The organism is Oscillibacter sp. KLE 1745 (genome assembly GCF_000469445.2).
Classification (GTDB): domain Bacteria; phylum Bacillota; class Clostridia; order Oscillospirales; family Oscillospiraceae; genus Oscillibacter; species Oscillibacter welbionis.
On record NZ_KI271667.1, the window covers coordinates 1 to 15,446 of the forward strand.

Sequence of the window (15,446 nt, forward strand, 5' to 3'; positions counted from 1 at the left end):
GGATCGGAAACGGGAACAGGCGCAGGAAAAGCAGAACAAAAGGCATCTGAGTAAAAGTGCGTTTGAAACGGTGCTGTCCAGCTCGGATTGTGTCAGGCGTCCCGTGGAGGATGCTGTACTCTGGAACCTCCAGCTTGAAACTCTGCGGAAAGCCGTCGATGAGCTTGGTGAGCAGGACCGGGATCTGATCCAACTCCGATATGGCGGCCTGACCATGGAGGAGATCGGGACGATCTACGGCGTGTCCAAGGCGGCGGTATCAAAGCGGCTGAAAAAGCTCCACGAACAACTGATGGGCTCTGTCAAATGACAGAGCCCATCGGCTTTTTTCTCTGGATTTTACTATGCACAGTCTCCGCTCCCGTCCATACTGGACGGGAGCCAAATTTTTTTAAAATTTTTCATTTTCTGGTTTACAAACCACTTCTAAGTGTCCTAGTAGGTAGAGGGCAAAATTTCCGGATCGCGGAAACCCCGGCTCCGGCCGTGGCCGGGAGGCCCTGAATGAACCTACAAAGGAGTATCAGATCATGAATGTTTTTGGAAACAGCTCAAAACAGCTGCTGCAAGCACTGACCGCCGATGCTGAAATAGAGACCATGGACTACGTCCTTCAAGAGATGCAGGCGGTCCTTGGAGAAGAGATGCCGGAAGTGGATGCAGTGCGGACCTATCTGCAAGATCCGGACAAGCCCACGAAGCTTAGCACAGCGCAGCAAATTGTGGCCATGGACAAGCTGCTGGAGTGTGCGGAAGTCAACCTCCGAACACTCTGTGACCTGATCCGCTACCAACAGCTGAAGGAGGCCGGAGTGGTTAACTCCGTGGAAGAGTTCCTGCAATTGGTTCACCCAGACGATGTCCATGATATTTCAAAGGAGGATTCTGATTGAAAAAATCCGAATACAAGTCCTACGACGACCTGCCGCTGTTTCTCAATGCGGACACAGTGGCAAAGGTGCTGGGAGTATCGGTCTCCAGCGCCTACGAGCTCATGCACCAGCCGGACTTCCCGGTGGTGCGGATAGGCAGCCGCATGGTGGTGCCGAAAGAAAAGTTTGTGGCGTGGGTGTCCGCGCAGACGGAAGGAGGTGTGCAGAATTGAAACTGCCTCTCATGAAGCCGGATATCAGCAGCCGCAGATTTCCTCTGCCCAACGAGATCTGGACGTGGAGGCTAACACCTCCTGCTTTCGCGGTGCTGGCGTATCTTCAATACCGTCACTGCCGGAAGTTCAGTGGTATTGCTACGCCGGAAGAGTTGGCGGAACACACCCGCATGAGTGTGGAGATGGCGGAGGCCAGTGTAGGTGTCCTGACCGGAAAAAGGCTCCTCTCTGCTGATCTCGTTCCAATCCTCCCCAATGTGAACGGCGGCAAATTTTTCACCATGCCCGATGAAGTGTTCCAACTTGCAATTGGCCACGGAGCAATCACGGTCTACGCTTACCTGCTGTGCTGTGAAAACCGTCGCTCCCACCAGTGCCATCCTAGCTACAACACGATCTCTTCCACAGTAGGCCTTGCCGTCAACACGGTGATGAAGCACATCAACAAACTGGCGGAGCGGCAGTTCATTACAGTGGAACACACCACCTACATGGACGCCAATGGCAAGAAGTGGAACGGCAACAACCTGTACACCATCCTGCCCATCCAACAGGCGGCGGATGCGATCTACCAGCGGCAGCTGGACAGGCTAGATTTGGCTGCGGAACAGCAGCGGATCGCAAACCTCCTGCTGGAAAAGGAAAGCTCCGCGTAACCGCATGTGAGCCGCTGTGTGCCCTGTTTGCGGGAGGGGCAGGGTCCCTGCCCCTCCCCCGGCTGTTGAGCAAGATTTGAGCCGAATTTGGAGAACGATCGAAGGACGAAAAGAAAAGCAGGATAAAGGGCAGGCGTCAAGACCGCCGCTCTGCCCGTTTACATCTGCCCGCAGTGCGGGCAGTTCCGGGCGTTTTCCAGGTGGTCGGAATTGGGGTCAAAATCCGGCCTGTGATATCTCTCCCGCGGTCATCTTCCCCGAACACCTACAGCCACAACAAAAAAACAGGGGTCAAACCCCGGAAAGGAGCCACTTATGGCCCAAAAAGAAAAACTCGCAGTCTATTTTTCCCCGGAGAAGAAGGCCATCTTAGAAAGGCGATACCGGGAAGACGGGAGCCGGAGCATGACCGCCTTCATCGAGCGGGCGGTGGACTTTTATCTGGACTACCTCAGCACCAACAACGCTGGTCTGTTCCTCCCCACCTCCATCAAATCCTACCTGGACGGACGGCTGGGGCAGCTGGAGGAGAGGCTGTCCTCCCTGGTCTTCCGGCAGGCGGTGGAACAGGACATGGTAGCTGGTATCTTGGCCGACGCCTATCAGTTCAGCGACGAGGATTTCCGTCGTCGAAGGGCGGAGAGCGTGCAAAACGTGAAGAAAACCAATGGCCGCATCTCGCTGGAACAGCGGGTGCGGGGAGCCTGGGAGGAGGACGATGAGTGGCAAGACTGATCCTGAAAAGCCCCTATCTGAAGTGTGGCAACGACAGTTCTGTCAGCGGCTACCTGCGGTACATTGGCACAAGGGAACGCGTAGAGATCCTTCCGGATGGCCGTCCGCCTACCAGAAAACAGGAGCAGCTCATCACAAAACTGGCGAAGGATTTTCCTAATAGCAAAGAACTGGATGAGTATTCTGACTACACAGCCAAGCCTACCAAAGCAAACGCCTCTTTGTTCATCACCAGGGCACTGGAGGAAAACTGGTCGGCGGTGCAGCAGTCAGACGGATACATGAAGTACATCGCTACCCGGCCCAGAGCGGAGCGGTTGGGGGACCACGGCCTCTTTGGGGACGAGGACAGCGTGGACTTAGAGAAAGCCATGGGTGAGCTGGACCACTACACTGGAAATGTGTGGACTCACATTCTCTCTGAAGCGGGAGGATGCACCCCGTCTTGGCTATGACAATGCCAAGGCATGGCGGAATCTGTTCCGGGCCAACCGCAATGACATCGCCGCCGCCATGAACATCCCGCTCAATCACTTCCGCTGGTACGCCGCCTACCACGACGAGGGGGAGCATCCCCATGTCCACATGATGGTGTGGTCAACGGTGCCCGGTGAGGCATACCAGACGCGGGATGGCATCCGCAATATCAAATCGACATTGACCAATCAAATCTTCCGGCAGGAGATGCTTCACACCTATGAGCAGAAGTCCCAGTCGCGGGATGAGTTGGTGCGGGAGGCACGCAGGGCCATTCGACGTTTGACCCGTGAGATGGCGCAGAGTATCTGCTCGGCTCCTGAGATCGAGCAGAAGATGGAGCAGCTGGCCGGACAGCTGGAGACGGTCAAGGGCAAGAAGTCCTACGGTTATCTCTCCAAGCCGGTGAAGAAAACCGTGGATGAGATCGTGGATAAGCTGGAGGAGCTACCGGTGGTCCAGGCGTGCTACGACCAGTGGTGCGTCCTCCAAAGTGAGGTAGAGAGCTACTACCACGACAAGCCCAGAGAGAAGAAAAAGCTGTCCCAGGAGAAAGAGTTCCGGCAGATCAAAAACGCTGTCATCCAAGAGGCGGAGCGTATCCGTCTGGGGGAGATCACCTTCGAGGACGCTGACCTGACCGACCATGACGAACCGGAGCAAGTGCGAGGTGAGTCCTATGCCTGCTGGGAGCTGCGGCAGATCATCCGGGATGAGTCCCTTTCTCTGGCAGACCGAGACGAGGCGGAGGAGGAATTGGAGCGGCTTGTGGAACGAGGCAACACCCATGCTCAATACTTGATGGGTCAGCTCTACCGGGACGGTCCTCTGCTGATCCCGGACAGTCAAAAGGCGAAAGGCTGGTTCACCCAAGCGGCAGAGCGGGGCCTGCTGGAGGCCCAGTATGCCCTCGGAAAACTACTTCTCTCAGACGATATGGAAGTGCGGGACCCGGACAAAGGCATCCGCTGTCTGAAACAGGCCGCGGAGAGTGGAGACCATTTCGCCGCCTACCGGCTGGGCAAGGAGTATTTGACCGGCGAGGCGCTGACTAAAGATACTTCCAAAGCGGCAAAATGGTTCACCCGGTCAGCAGAGGCGGGCAACCAATATGCCCAGTACATGCTGGGCAAGTTATACCTGACGGGGCAGGTAGTGACTCACGACCGGACCCAGGCGCTGGACTGGTTCAGACGCTCCGCCGCCCAGGGAAACCAGTATGTACAATTCTTCTTGGAACACCAGAATGACCTCCGTCCGCCCTCCATCATGCTGGCGGCCACCCGCCTGCTCTACCACATGAGCCGGATCTTTGAGGATCACTCCCTGCCCTGGTCCTGCACCGGCCTGCACGTTGACCGCAAACTCCGAAGAAAGATCCAGGAGAAGAAGATTGCCATGGGCCACAAGCCGGACGACCACGAGGAGGAGCAGACCCAGGGCGGCATGACCATGAAGGGGTGGTGAGCCATGCAAGATCTGCGCCGCAATTCAAAGAAAGGCCGCCCGCTGTTGCGGGAGGCCCAGCGGATCACTGCATATGGAATTCCAGCCCCTGGTGCTTCGGCGTATCTCGTGGAACGAGTTTCATCGGCAGCATTTGCGATACTGTAAACAAAGATAGGCGCCGGCAGAGATCAAATGATAATTTTCCCTTAACAGTTTGCCGGAACTCTGGCTATTTCCTGTTTCTGTGGTATTGTGTGTTGCTGAATAAAGGAGGCGGCGCACATGAACGACTACATGAAAGCCCTGCACCAGCGGTTCTTCCGGGAACCGGAGTATCCCGACATCCAGCGGGAACTGGATGCGATTTACCAGGCCCTCCAGGAGAACCTGCCCCATCGAGGCCAGGACCGCCTGCTGGATCTGGAGGATTTGGAGTTCGAACTGCGGGAGGAGGTGTCCCTGGCCGCCTTCACCGCCGGGTTCCGGCTGGGGCTGGGCATCGCCGGGGAGCTGGAGCCGTACAACTTTGAAGATGAGGAAGAGGAGCGGTGCCAGCGCAGGCTGGAGGAGTTCGAACGCAGATCTCTTGCACAGAAAGGAGAGTGAGCGATATGGCAAAACGCAGGCCGTCCGGCGACGGCATGGTCCGAAAGCGGGAGGACGGCCGCTGGGAGGGCCGCATCGTCATCGGTCACAAGGAGAACGGCGACTCTATTTTCCGATACATTTATGCAGACACGCAAAAGGAGCTCACCGCTAAGCTGCGTCAGAACATCGACGCCTATCAGGGCGTGGATCTGACTGAGGATGGCCGCTTGACCTTGGCGGAGTGGCTGGATCGCTGGCTGGAACAGATGGCACTTACCATCCGGCCATCCACGCTGGAGAGATACCGCAACGATATGGAGAGGCATGTCAGGCCCTGCCTGGGGCAAAAGCCCCTCACGCAACTCACGGCATCAGATCTGCGGGATCTCTACCGTGCCCTGTTGGAGCATGGCCGACTCAAACCGCGCCCCGGTCAAAGTCCCGGCCTCTCCCCCACCACCGTCCACAGCATCCACACCACACTCCATCAGGCCCTTCAGGCAGGAGTTGAGCAGAGAATGATTCCGGATAACCCCGCCGCGCAGACGCAACCGCCTAAAATCATCCGCAGAGCGATGAATGTTCTGACTGAAGAACAGATGGAGCACTTTCTGGCGGAGACCAACCGGGACATCATTTGGCGTGACTTCTTCTACACAGAACTTACCACCGGCCTGCGGCTGGGCGGAATCTGCGGACTTCTGTGGAGTGATTTCGATGAGCAGAAGGGTACTCTTCGCGTCAGCCGCACTCTCCATCGCGAGAAGGGCGGTCGGCTGGTGGCAGGAGATACCAAAACCTATGCCGGTACCCGAACGATCCTGCTGCCGTCCAGCACGGCGGAGCGGCTGGCGGATCGGAAAAAACGGTCCTACTCTCAATGGATCTTCCCGAACCCTCTACGGCCGGAGGCCCCACTGAATCCCAGTACCGCATACCGCCAGCTGAAAAAAGTTCTGGCCGAGACCGGCCTGCCGGATCTCCGCTTCCACGATTTACGGCACACCTTCGCCACCCACGCCCTGGCCTCCGGCGTGGATGCCAAGACCCTATCCGGCATTCTAGGCCACACCAAGGCCAGCTTCACCCTGGACACCTATACCCACACTACCGGGGATCTGCAGAAGCGGGCGGCGGAGATCATAGGCGGCTTCCTGACCGACTACTTGGGAGAGGAGATGGCTCCATGGCAAAACGCAGAAAACGGGGCGGTAGCATCCATCTGAGAAAAGACGGCCGCTGGGAGGGCCGGTATGTGGTAGGTCGGGACGGGAGGGGCTTTCCCATCATCAAAAATGTCCTGGCTAAATCGAAGGCGGAATGCGCAGCCAAACTGGAGCAGCTGCGGGAAACGCTGGAAATCCCCACCTCGGAACCGCCCAAACCGGGCATCTCCCTGGGCAGCTGGCTGGATCGCTGGTATCAGACCTATAAAAAGGCAAGCCTCCGGCCCAACACCCAGATGTCCTATGAGCGGCGGATCTACCAGCACATCATTCCCGCCCTTGGCAATCTCCCGCTGGACAAGCTGACCACCGGAGACGTCCAGCAATTCTATACTTGCCTTAAGCAGGACGGCAGGCTGCTGCGCAGGGAACTCTATGGAGAGGGTCTCTCTGACCAGACCGTCCGGGGCATCCACACCACCCTCCACGCGGCCCTGGACAAGGCGGTGGAGGAAAAGCTAATCTTTCACAATCCTGCGGACAGCTGCAAGCTTCCCCCCGCCAAATCCAGAGAAATGAAAGTGCTTGCTCCCGAGGAGATTCAGCGGCTGCTGATCCAGGCCAAAGAGGACGGCTGCTATGAGCTTCTGCTGCTGGAGCTGGCCACCGGCCTGCGTCGGGGCGAGATTCTGGCACTCCAATGGGATGACCTTAATTTTAGAACTGGTGCCCTCCGGGTAGAGCGTCAAGTTCATCGGGTAAAGGGAGAGCTGGTTGTATCCCCACCCAAAACCAAGGCGGGCAATCGGACCGTGCTCCTCCCTACTCCAGTTCTGAATGTGCTCAAGGCCTACAAGAAAACCGTCCACTCCCGGTGGATGTTTCCCTCCCCCATCAAGGAGGACTCCCCTATGGACCCAGCTGCTGTCCGGAAGCGACTCCAAACGGTCCCGGAACGGGCCGAGTGCAAGCGTCTGCGGTTCCACGACCTACGGCACACCTTCGCCACCGCCTCCCTGGAGCACGGCATGGACATCAAGACGCTGAGCACCATCATCGGCCATGTGTCCAGCACCACCACCCTGAACACATACACCCACGTCACAGATGCCATGCGGCAGAGCGCGGCGGATAAAATCGACATGGGGATTGGAAAGGCGAAGCCAAAGGCCCGCGGACAGACAGCCCAAAAACTGGCGCCCAGCGCCTTCCAGGCCCACAAGGGACAGCGGCGCAAGCCGGGCACCGGATGTGTCAGCCAGATCAATGACCACCTGTGGGAGGGGCGATATTCCCCGCGAATCAACGGCGGGCGAATGACGCGAAACGTCTACGCCAAAACAGAGGCAGAGTGTGAGGAAAAACTAGCTGCACTCATCCAGGCAATGAAGGCGGAGATCGCCATGGAGAAAGAGCGGCTAAATAGAGCAAATCCGGCAAGTTGAACAAATGGGCCTCCGGGGCAAAACACCCTCGGAGGTCCGATTTTTTTCTGTCTGTGGCTAAATGTGTGGTCAAACGCAAAAGCGGAAATTTGAACTGCTCGAAATTGTTACAAATAGCAAAAGAAAAGACCACTTTTCGACTGAAAAGTGGTCTTTTCGTGGAGCTGCTGGGCGGATTCGAACCGCCGACCTCATCCTTACCAAGGATGCGCTCTACCTACTGAGCTACAGCAGCATAAAATGGCGACCCGGAACGGGCTCGAACCGTCGACCTCTAGCGTGACAGGCTAGCGTTCTAACCAACTGAACTACCGGGCCATTTTGTAGGCTCGTCCTATTATAACAAATACACCCTGCCTTCTAAAGATTCCAATGGCAGGAGCAGAAGAATTCGAACCCTCGGCATGCGGTTTTGGGGCAGCTACAAAGAACGACGCTCCTCTACTGCCTCAAACGCTTACCAATCCATAGCAGTTCGCTCTTCACAATTCTGATGCTTTCTTGATGCTGTCATCCTTTGGGACAACGCATCCGCCGCACAGAACAATAAGGATTATACTTTACGCCGCAGCTTTTGTCAATCCTTTTTTTAATTTTTGAGACATTTTTTTAATGTCTCCATTATCCAGCAGACAGACAGCTGCCTTGAGGCACCTTTGCAGCAGGTGTGTTTTGTCGCTTCACAATTCTACTGATTTTGGAGTCCCAAGGGAAACTGTGTTTTCGCCGTTTCCCTTTTTCTTTTGCCAACAAAAATTTTGCACTAACCAGACCAAATCTCTGAAATTTCCAGCGCCAAGGATGACCGTAGCGCACAGACATGGAAAAAGCCGCCCCTCAAAAACCAAGGCGCATAAAACAATGGAAAGCCCTTTCCTCGGGGAACTTCAAACCTATGAGAAAGAGCCATACTGGCGCCCTCGATGGATGCCTCCTTCCGGAGATGGCCGATAGCCTGCTGATCTGCATGGAAAGTATGGTGAAGCAAGGCCAGCGTCTACAAAGAGGCCACCTGGGTCAAGAAGCTGAAAAACACGCTGAATATCCAGTTCCGCCAGTCCATTGCAGATCGCTTCTTCTGGGCTGGTCTGGAAAATTCTGAAATACCGGGAGAGCTACAGCCATATGAATCACGCTTTGGACAAGAGGGATGCCACCAGCGCGGATATCCTGCTAGATATTATTGTGAAGCTCTGGAGTTGCTGCAGTCCATTTTCTTTTCACCCGCACCTCGGCCGCAAGAGAAAACACCGCCAGGAACGGTGTTTTTTCTGTCACTCTTCAAATTGAAAAAACGCTCTGCCATCATGTCAGAGAACGGCAGGTCCCCCGCTGGACCAGGCTGGGCATCAAAATCTGGTGCACATAACCCTGGGTCCCCTTTTCGATCTTGTCCAGCAGCATATCCACCGCCTGGACGGCCATTTCCTTTTTCGGCTGCTCAATGGTGGTAAGGTCGATGCGCGGCAGCGCAGTGGAGGGGATGTTGTCAAATCCGATGAGGGAGAGATCCCCCGGGATGCGGATATGGAGCTCGTCAGCCGCCTTCAGGATGCCCAGTGCGTTGGAGTCCGTAGAGGCAAAGATCGCTGTATAGTCGATGGGCTTTGCAAACAGCTCCTTGACCATCTGATATCCATTCTCGATGGAGGACCGGGCAAAGTCGCTGTGATGGAGCCTGGGTTCCAGCCCGAATTGCCGGCAGGCCCGCAGATAGCCCTCCGCCCGGAGCTGATGGGTAGTGGAGTTCCGGCAGCCGAAGTACAGGATCTCCCGGTGTCCCAGTCCGTAGAGATACTCCACCCCCAGATAGGCGCCTCGGCTGTTGTCCACAGATACGTAGCTCTGGGGCTGATCCCGCAGATTCTCGCTGAGAAACACCGCAGGGATCTGCTCCAGCAGCGGGGCGATCTTCTCATAGGTGGCCGGGGACTGGGGGACGATCAAAATCCCGTCCACCCGGCGGCCCAGCAGCAGTTTGACCACCATCTCCTCCTGTTTCAAATCCGGCTCCGAGTTGCACAGCATAATGTTGTAGCCCCTGGCCCGGGCGCTCATCTCCACATAATAGGCCAGCTGGGACATGAACTCATTTTCAATGGCCGGCACCACCAGTCCCAGCAGATACGTCTTTTTCATCACCATGGAGCGGGCCACGTAGTTCCCCGTGTACCCCATCTCGTCGCACAGGCGGACAATCCGCTCCCGCGTGCTCTTTCCGATCTGGTTACTCCCCGACAGAGCCCGGGATACCGTTGCATAAGAGACACCGGCGGCCTTGGCCACATCCTTCAGTGTCACGTTCTTCATGATCTCTGTCCTTTCCATCGGTCCATGCCTGAGCCGGTTCCATTGCGTAAACGTTTTCATTTTGACGCCGTTAAAATCAAACAAATCGTCAATTTCACTTTTCTTATTGAACAGCATATAGAATTATATCAAACTTGTCAATATCTCCGAAAAAATTATCATTATAGTGATTTCTCCAAATCTGCCGAAGATTCTTTGGCGGGCGCCGACTTGACAAATGACAGACGGATATCCTAAAATAAAATCAAGAAAATCGCAAACGTTTACATTCTTCAGCTGTCCGTTTACAGAAGCTCTCCTGCCCACTGTGAATGACGGCCTGAAACATAGGGGAGGTCTTTTGATGTCTGTATCCAATCACGGCGGTGCCCAGCTGGCAGAGGCCGTCCGGCATGCCTATGCCGCATGGCAGGACGACTATCATCTGGAGCCCATGGTGCTGACTGAGCGCGGCATTCCCGTCGGCCGCATCCGGGATCACGACGCGGTGGTGTTCTGCTGCCGCCGGGGTGAGCGGGAGATCGAGCTGACGGAGCTGTTCACGGCGGACGACTTCCGGGCCGTGGAGCGCCGGAAGCTGAAGGATCTGTACTTCGCTATCCTGACACTGTATCACGACAAGTTCAAGCATCTGCCCATCGCCTTTGCGCCGGAACACGTGGTAAAACCTTTGGCCCAGGTCCTCTCCGACGCCGGAAAAACCCAGTTCCACTGCGCGGAGTCCGAGAAGTTCGCCCATGTGACCTTTTTCTTCAACGGCGGGGAAAACACCTCCTTCCCCGGTGAAGAGGATGTGTGCGTCCCCTCTCCCAAAGGCATCGACTTTGACCAGAAGCCGGAGCTCTCCCTGCCGGAGGTGGCCCGGACTGTGGCGGGCGCCCTGGGGAAATACGACTTCATCGTCACCAACTTCGCCAACGGTGATATCATCGGCCACACCCAGAACACCGCCGCCAAGCTGGATGCCTGCGGTTACGTCAGCCGGGCCCTGGAGCAGGTGGTGGATGCTGCCCTGGCCCAGGACTACGTGGTGGCCATCACTGCGGACCACGGCAATATCGAAAAGCTGTACACCGTTGCCGGGAAGCCGGACGGCTCCCACACCACCAATCTGGTGCCCTTTATTCTGATAGACTCCCGTCAGGAGGACCCCATCTCCCTGCGGGACGGTGCCCTCTGCGACGTGGCTCCCACAATATTAGACGTCATGGGGCTTCCTCAGCCCCTGGAGATGACCGGCCGCTCCCTGGCGGAGGGACACACCTGGAGCCGGGGGCGGAGGATGCTCCTCATCATCTGCGACGGCTGGGGCCTGGGCGCCGGCGATGAGGGCGACGCCATCCACCTGGCCCACACCCCCTACTGGGACGCCCTTTTGGAAAATCGCTCCTGGTGCCGCCTGCAGGCCTCCCGTGAATTTGTGGGCCTGGGGGCCGGCAAGGCCGGCAACTCCGAGGCCGGACACTCCAATCTGGGGGCCGGCCGGTGCGTCATGCAGGACGACGTGCGGCTGGACGCGGCGGTGCAGGACGGCTCCTTCGCCCGCAATCCGGTCTTTCTGGAGGCCATCGAGCATGCCAGACGGAACCATGCCTCCCTGCATCTGCTGGCCTACCTCACCCATAAGTCCTCCCACGGGTGCATCGACTATCCCCTGGCCATCTGTGAGATGGCCAAGAAGCAGGGCCTGGAGGAGGTCTACTTCCACATCATCTTCGACGGCCGCTCCACCGAACCCGGCTCCGCCCCCGCGCTGCTGGCGGAGCTGGACAGCCGCCTGGACCAGATCGGGCTGGGGCGGATCGTGGACGGCGTTGGCCGGGGCGTGGTCCTGGACCGGGACAAGAATTACGACAAGGTAAAGCGGGCATACGATGCCCTGACAGACGGCCTGGGCGCCTGGTATTCATGAGCGCCGACGCTCGGCCCGCGCGGGATGCGCTCCTCATTCCGCGCGGGCCCTGTATTTGTGATACAGCCGCCAAGGGCGTGCTGCGAGATTGTCTGCACATTGGAAAAGAGGTGCGCTATGAAAACCGTGTTGGGCTATCTGCGCCCCCATGCCGGGCGGGTCGCCGCCGGTGCCGCCATCAAATTCACCGCAGCGGTCCTGGAGCTGATCCTCCCCCTCCTGCTGGCAGAAATCATCGACGAGCTGGTGCCCGCCGGCGACACTGCCGCCATCTGGCGGACCGGCGGCTGGATGTCGCTGCTGGCTCTTGGGGCGGTGGGCTGCAACATTACCGCCAACCGGATGGCCGCCTGGGTCTCCATGGAGATGACCCGGGTACTGCGCCAGGATCTCTACCGCCGGATCCAGGGACTCTCCTGCACCCAGGCAGACCAATTCTCACCCTCCTCCCTGGTGTCCCGCCTCACCAATGACACCTACAATGTCCACCAGATGTTTGACAAGGTCCAGCGGGGCGGCATCCGGGCCCCCATGCTGGTGTTGGGCGGATTGATACTGACCTTTCTGCTGGAGCCCTCTCTGGCGCTGGTGCAGCTGGCGGTGAGCCTTCTCACCTTTCTCACCATTACGCTGGTGACCCGGCGGGGGATCCCCCACTACACCAGAGCTCAGGCGGCTGTGGACACGGTGGTACGCATCCTCCGGGAGAACGCCGCCGGGGTGCGGGTGGTAAAGGCCCTCGCCTGTCAGGTCAGGGAGCGGGATCGCTTTGACACAGCCAACCAGGCCCAGCGGCAGGCAGAGGCGCAGGCCGGGCAGGTCATGGCGCTGGCAAACCCCATAACCGATCTGCTGCTGAACGCCGGGCTCATCCTGGTAGTCCTGGTGGGGGCCCTGCGGGTCAACGCGGGACTGATGCCCCCCGGGCAGATCGTCGCCTTTATGACCTACTTCACTCTGATCCAAAGCGCCACACTGGGGCTTGCCAAGGTGTTCGTGAAGGTCAGCAAGGGCGCCGCATCCGCCCGCCGGATCCAGGAGGTCCTGCTGGCCCCGGAGCAGCAGCGGCAAACAGCGCCCCTGCCTGCTGGCGGCGGTTTTCTGGGCATGGACCGCGTCACATTCTCCTATCAGGGTGCCAAGCCGGATGTGGAGGAGGCGTCCTTCCTCCTGCGCCAAGGCGGGATGCTGGGAATCCTGGGGCCCACCGGCAGCGGCAAGAGCACACTGACCGCCCTGCTGCTGCGGCTGTATGACGCAGACCGGGGCGTGGTCTGGGTGGGCGGCATGGATGTAAAGGCCCAGGATCGCCGGGCACTTCAGAGCCGCTTCGGCGTGGTCTTTCAAAGCGACGACCTGATCCGCGGCACCGTCTATGAAAACATCTCCTTCCTGCGAAATCTCCCACGGCCAGCGGTGGAAGCCGCCGCCCGGACGGCCCAGGCGTGGCCCTTTATCTCCCAGCTGCCTCAGGGTCTGGACACCCCGCTGGACCTGGGCGGCGCCAACCTCTCCGGCGGCCAGCGCCAGCGGCTGCTGATCGCCCGGGCCCTGGCGGACCGGCCGGAGATCCTGATACTGGACAATGCCGACAGCGCCCTGGACTACTCCACAGCCGCCGCGCTGCGGCAGGCGCTGCGGCGGGATTTCCCCGGCACTACCCTGGTGATAATCTCCGAGCGGGTGTCCGCCGTGCGTGAAGCGGACTGCATTCTGGTCCTGGAAAACGGCCGCATCGACGCCCAGGGCTGCCATGACGCGCTGATGGCCTCCTGCCGGCGCTATCAGCGCATGGCCAAGCTCCAGATGGGAGGTGATGTCGGATGAAACGACATCTGTTTCGCCGGATGGGCCGGTTCCTGCGGCCCCAGGCGCCGTCCCTGGCAGGGGCTGCGGCGCTGGCCGCTCTGTCCGGTCTGCTGGCGCTGCTGGTGCCTCTCGTGGCGGGCTGGGCGGTGGAGGCCATCGGGACTGGGCCGGGGGCTGCGGACCTGACCGCGGTGCTGCGGTACTGTGCCGCAGGTCTCGGAGCCGCTGTCCTGTCCGCTGTTTGCAGCTACGGCGCCTCCGCCGCCCTGGTGCGGGTGGGGCAGACCGTATCCTACACATTGCGGAAGGCAGCTTTTCAGCAAATCACTCAGCTACCGGTCCGGTATTTTGACACCCACCCGGCGGGGGATCTGATCAGCCGGGTCTGCTATGATGTGGACACGGTCAACGCCGCCCTGTCCACTGATCTGCTCCAGATCGGCACCAGCCTGCTGACGGTCATTGGCTCCTTTGTGATGCTGCTGATGCTCTCCCCCCTGCTCTCCGGCGTGTTTTTCCTGACCGTGCCGCTCTCCGTCCTGCTGACGCGGCTCCAGATGAAGCATATCCATCCCCTGTTCCGCCGCCGCTCCCAGGAGCTGGGGGCCTTGAATAGCTTTGTGGAGGAGCGGGTCAGCTGCCAGCGGGCCATTCGGGTCTACGGCGTCGAGGCGGCAGATCTTCGGCAGTTCGCCGAGAAAAACGACGCCGCCTCCGAGACGTACTACAAGGCCGACTGCGCCAGCACGGCCCTGGGGCCCTCCGTCAACTTCATCAACAACCTCTCCCTGGCGGCGGTCAGTGTCTTTGGTGCCCTGCTGTACTTAGGCGGCGGACTGTCCCTGGGGGCGCTGTCCTCCTTTGTGCTGTACTCCCGCAAATTCTCCGGTCCTATCCGGGAGACGGCGGAACTCCTCAGCGACCTGCAGGCCTCCGTGGCCGCGGCGGAGCGGGTTCTGGATCTGCTGGACCAGCCGGCAGAGGATGGCGACTTGCCGGGCGCCCGGGAGCCATGCAAGCTCTCCGGCGCCATCTCCTTCCGCCATGTGGACTTCGGCTATGACCCCGCCCACCCGGTGCTGCGGGACTTCAGCGCGGACATCCCCGCCGGCAGCATGGTGGCCGTGGTGGGGCCCACCGGGGCCGGCAAGACCACCCTGGTCTCCCTCCTGCTGCGATTCTATACACCCCAGAGCGGCACGATCACCATTGACGGGCTGCCCATCCAGCAGTACACCCGGGACGGCCTCCGGCGCCGCTTGGCCATCGTCTTGCAGGACGGCTGGCTGTGCGGCGGCACCATCGCGGAAAACATCGCCTACGGCGTGCCGGGCGCTACCCGCGCCCAGATCGAGGCCGCCGCCAAGGCAGCCTGTATCCATTCCTTTCTCTCCTCCCTGCCGGATGGATATGATACCGCACTCACTGACAGCGGCGCCGGCCTCTCCAAGGGCCAGCGGCAGCTGCTGGCCCTTGCCCGCTGCTTCCTCTCCAATGCGGACATCGTGATCTTGGACGAGGCCACCTCGGACGTGGACCCGGAGACCGAGGAGCAGATCAGCGCCGCCCTGGAGCGGCTGCGGAGGGGGCGCACCTGTTTCCTCATCGCCCACCGTCTGGCCACAGTGCGCACGGCGGACCGCATCCTGGTACTGCAGGACGGCCGGATCGCCGAGCAGGGCACTCACCAGCAGCTGCTGGATGCCGGCGGCATCTATCGGGTCCTATACGATGCCCAGTTCTCCTGACAGCCCCCCGGATTTCATGACAACACGGAGAGGCGCCCCGGCC

At 59.3% G+C, this 15,446-nt stretch carries 13 protein-coding genes, 2 tRNA genes and 1 pseudogene; 13 read left to right on the forward strand and 3 right to left on the reverse strand.

Annotation, left to right across the window (positions count from 1 at the left end):
* From HMPREF1546_RS01520 to HMPREF1546_RS01560, 10 genes and pseudogenes are all read left to right on the forward strand, one after another.
* Positions 1–310: sigma-70 family RNA polymerase sigma factor (locus tag HMPREF1546_RS01520; RefSeq protein WP_021751614.1), on the forward strand; the 310-nt coding region annotated here is incomplete at its 5' end.
* A 220-nt stretch (positions 311–530) separates the two neighbouring features.
* Complete coding sequence (locus HMPREF1546_RS01525; protein ID WP_021749228.1) at positions 531–893, forward strand: hypothetical protein; 363 nt, start codon at positions 531–533, stop codon at positions 891–893.
* Positions 890–1,105, forward strand: a complete 216-nt coding sequence (locus HMPREF1546_RS01530) for an AlpA family transcriptional regulator (protein ID WP_021749229.1) — start codon at positions 890–892, stop codon at positions 1,103–1,105. The genes HMPREF1546_RS01525 and HMPREF1546_RS01530 overlap by 4 nt, the downstream gene beginning before the upstream one ends.
* Positions 1,102–1,764, forward strand: coding sequence for a helix-turn-helix domain-containing protein (locus tag HMPREF1546_RS01535; RefSeq protein ID WP_301546147.1), 663 nt, complete (start codon positions 1,102–1,104; stop codon positions 1,762–1,764). Before HMPREF1546_RS01530 ends, HMPREF1546_RS01535 begins: the two co-directional genes overlap by 4 nt.
* Positions 1,765–2,079: 315 nt before the next feature.
* A complete protein-coding gene (locus HMPREF1546_RS01540) occupies positions 2,080–2,499 on the forward strand; it encodes a hypothetical protein (protein WP_021749232.1) in 420 nt (139 codons plus the stop codon).
* Positions 2,487–3,816 (forward strand): annotated as a pseudogene (gene mobP3 / locus HMPREF1546_RS01545) (MobP3 family relaxase); the annotation flags it as partial. The gene HMPREF1546_RS01540 and the pseudogene mobP3, both read left to right, overlap by 13 nt.
* Positions 3,817–3,912: 96 nt before the next feature.
* Positions 3,913–4,443, forward strand: a complete 531-nt coding sequence (locus HMPREF1546_RS19810; protein WP_349133933.1) for a tetratricopeptide repeat protein — start codon at positions 3,913–3,915, stop codon at positions 4,441–4,443.
* A gap of 264 nt (positions 4,444–4,707) precedes the next feature.
* Positions 4,708–5,031: a DUF6809 family protein gene (locus tag HMPREF1546_RS01550; protein ID WP_021749237.1), complete on the forward strand. Its 324-nt coding sequence runs from the start codon at positions 4,708–4,710 to the stop codon at positions 5,029–5,031.
* A 5-nt stretch (positions 5,032–5,036) separates the two neighbouring features.
* Positions 5,037–6,239 carry a site-specific integrase gene (locus HMPREF1546_RS01555; RefSeq protein ID WP_021749238.1) on the forward strand — a complete coding sequence of 401 codons (1,203 nt, stop codon included), beginning with the start codon at positions 5,037–5,039 and terminating at the stop codon, positions 6,237–6,239.
* On the forward strand, positions 6,200–7,624 hold the full coding sequence (locus HMPREF1546_RS01560; RefSeq protein ID WP_021749239.1) for a site-specific integrase: 1,425 nt from the start codon (positions 6,200–6,202) through the stop codon (positions 7,622–7,624). Before HMPREF1546_RS01555 ends, HMPREF1546_RS01560 begins: the two co-directional genes overlap by 40 nt.
* A 159-nt stretch (positions 7,625–7,783) precedes the next feature.
* On the opposite strand, the gene HMPREF1546_RS01565 is transcribed toward HMPREF1546_RS01560, so the two are convergent.
* The 3 genes from HMPREF1546_RS01565 to HMPREF1546_RS01575 all read right to left on the reverse strand — a co-directional run bounded on the left by HMPREF1546_RS01565 (position 7,784) and on the right by HMPREF1546_RS01575 (position 9,934).
* Positions 7,784–7,859, reverse strand: a tRNA-Thr gene (locus HMPREF1546_RS01565).
* 6 nt (positions 7,860–7,865) lie between these two features.
* Positions 7,866–7,942 (reverse strand) — tRNA-Asp (locus tag HMPREF1546_RS01570).
* 987 nt (positions 7,943–8,929) lie between these two features.
* Complete coding sequence (locus tag HMPREF1546_RS01575) at positions 8,930–9,934, reverse strand: LacI family DNA-binding transcriptional regulator (RefSeq protein ID WP_025543572.1); 1,005 nt, start codon at positions 9,932–9,934, stop codon at positions 8,930–8,932.
* A 343-nt stretch (positions 9,935–10,277) separates the two neighbouring features.
* On the opposite strand from HMPREF1546_RS01575, the gene HMPREF1546_RS01580 reads away from it, so the two are divergent.
* From HMPREF1546_RS01580 to HMPREF1546_RS01590, 3 genes are all read left to right on the forward strand, one after another.
* Positions 10,278–11,846, forward strand: a complete 1,569-nt coding sequence (locus HMPREF1546_RS01580) for a sulfatase-like hydrolase/transferase (protein WP_021749243.1) — start codon at positions 10,278–10,280, stop codon at positions 11,844–11,846.
* A gap of 117 nt (positions 11,847–11,963) precedes the next feature.
* Entirely contained in the window at positions 11,964–13,673 is a 1,710-nt protein-coding gene (locus HMPREF1546_RS01585) for an ABC transporter ATP-binding protein (protein WP_021749244.1), read from the forward strand.
* Positions 13,670–15,403: an ABC transporter ATP-binding protein gene (locus HMPREF1546_RS01590; RefSeq protein ID WP_021749245.1), complete on the forward strand. Its 1,734-nt coding sequence runs from the start codon at positions 13,670–13,672 to the stop codon at positions 15,401–15,403. Before HMPREF1546_RS01585 ends, HMPREF1546_RS01590 begins: the two co-directional genes overlap by 4 nt.
* The last annotated feature ends 43 nt before the right edge of the window (positions 15,404–15,446 follow it).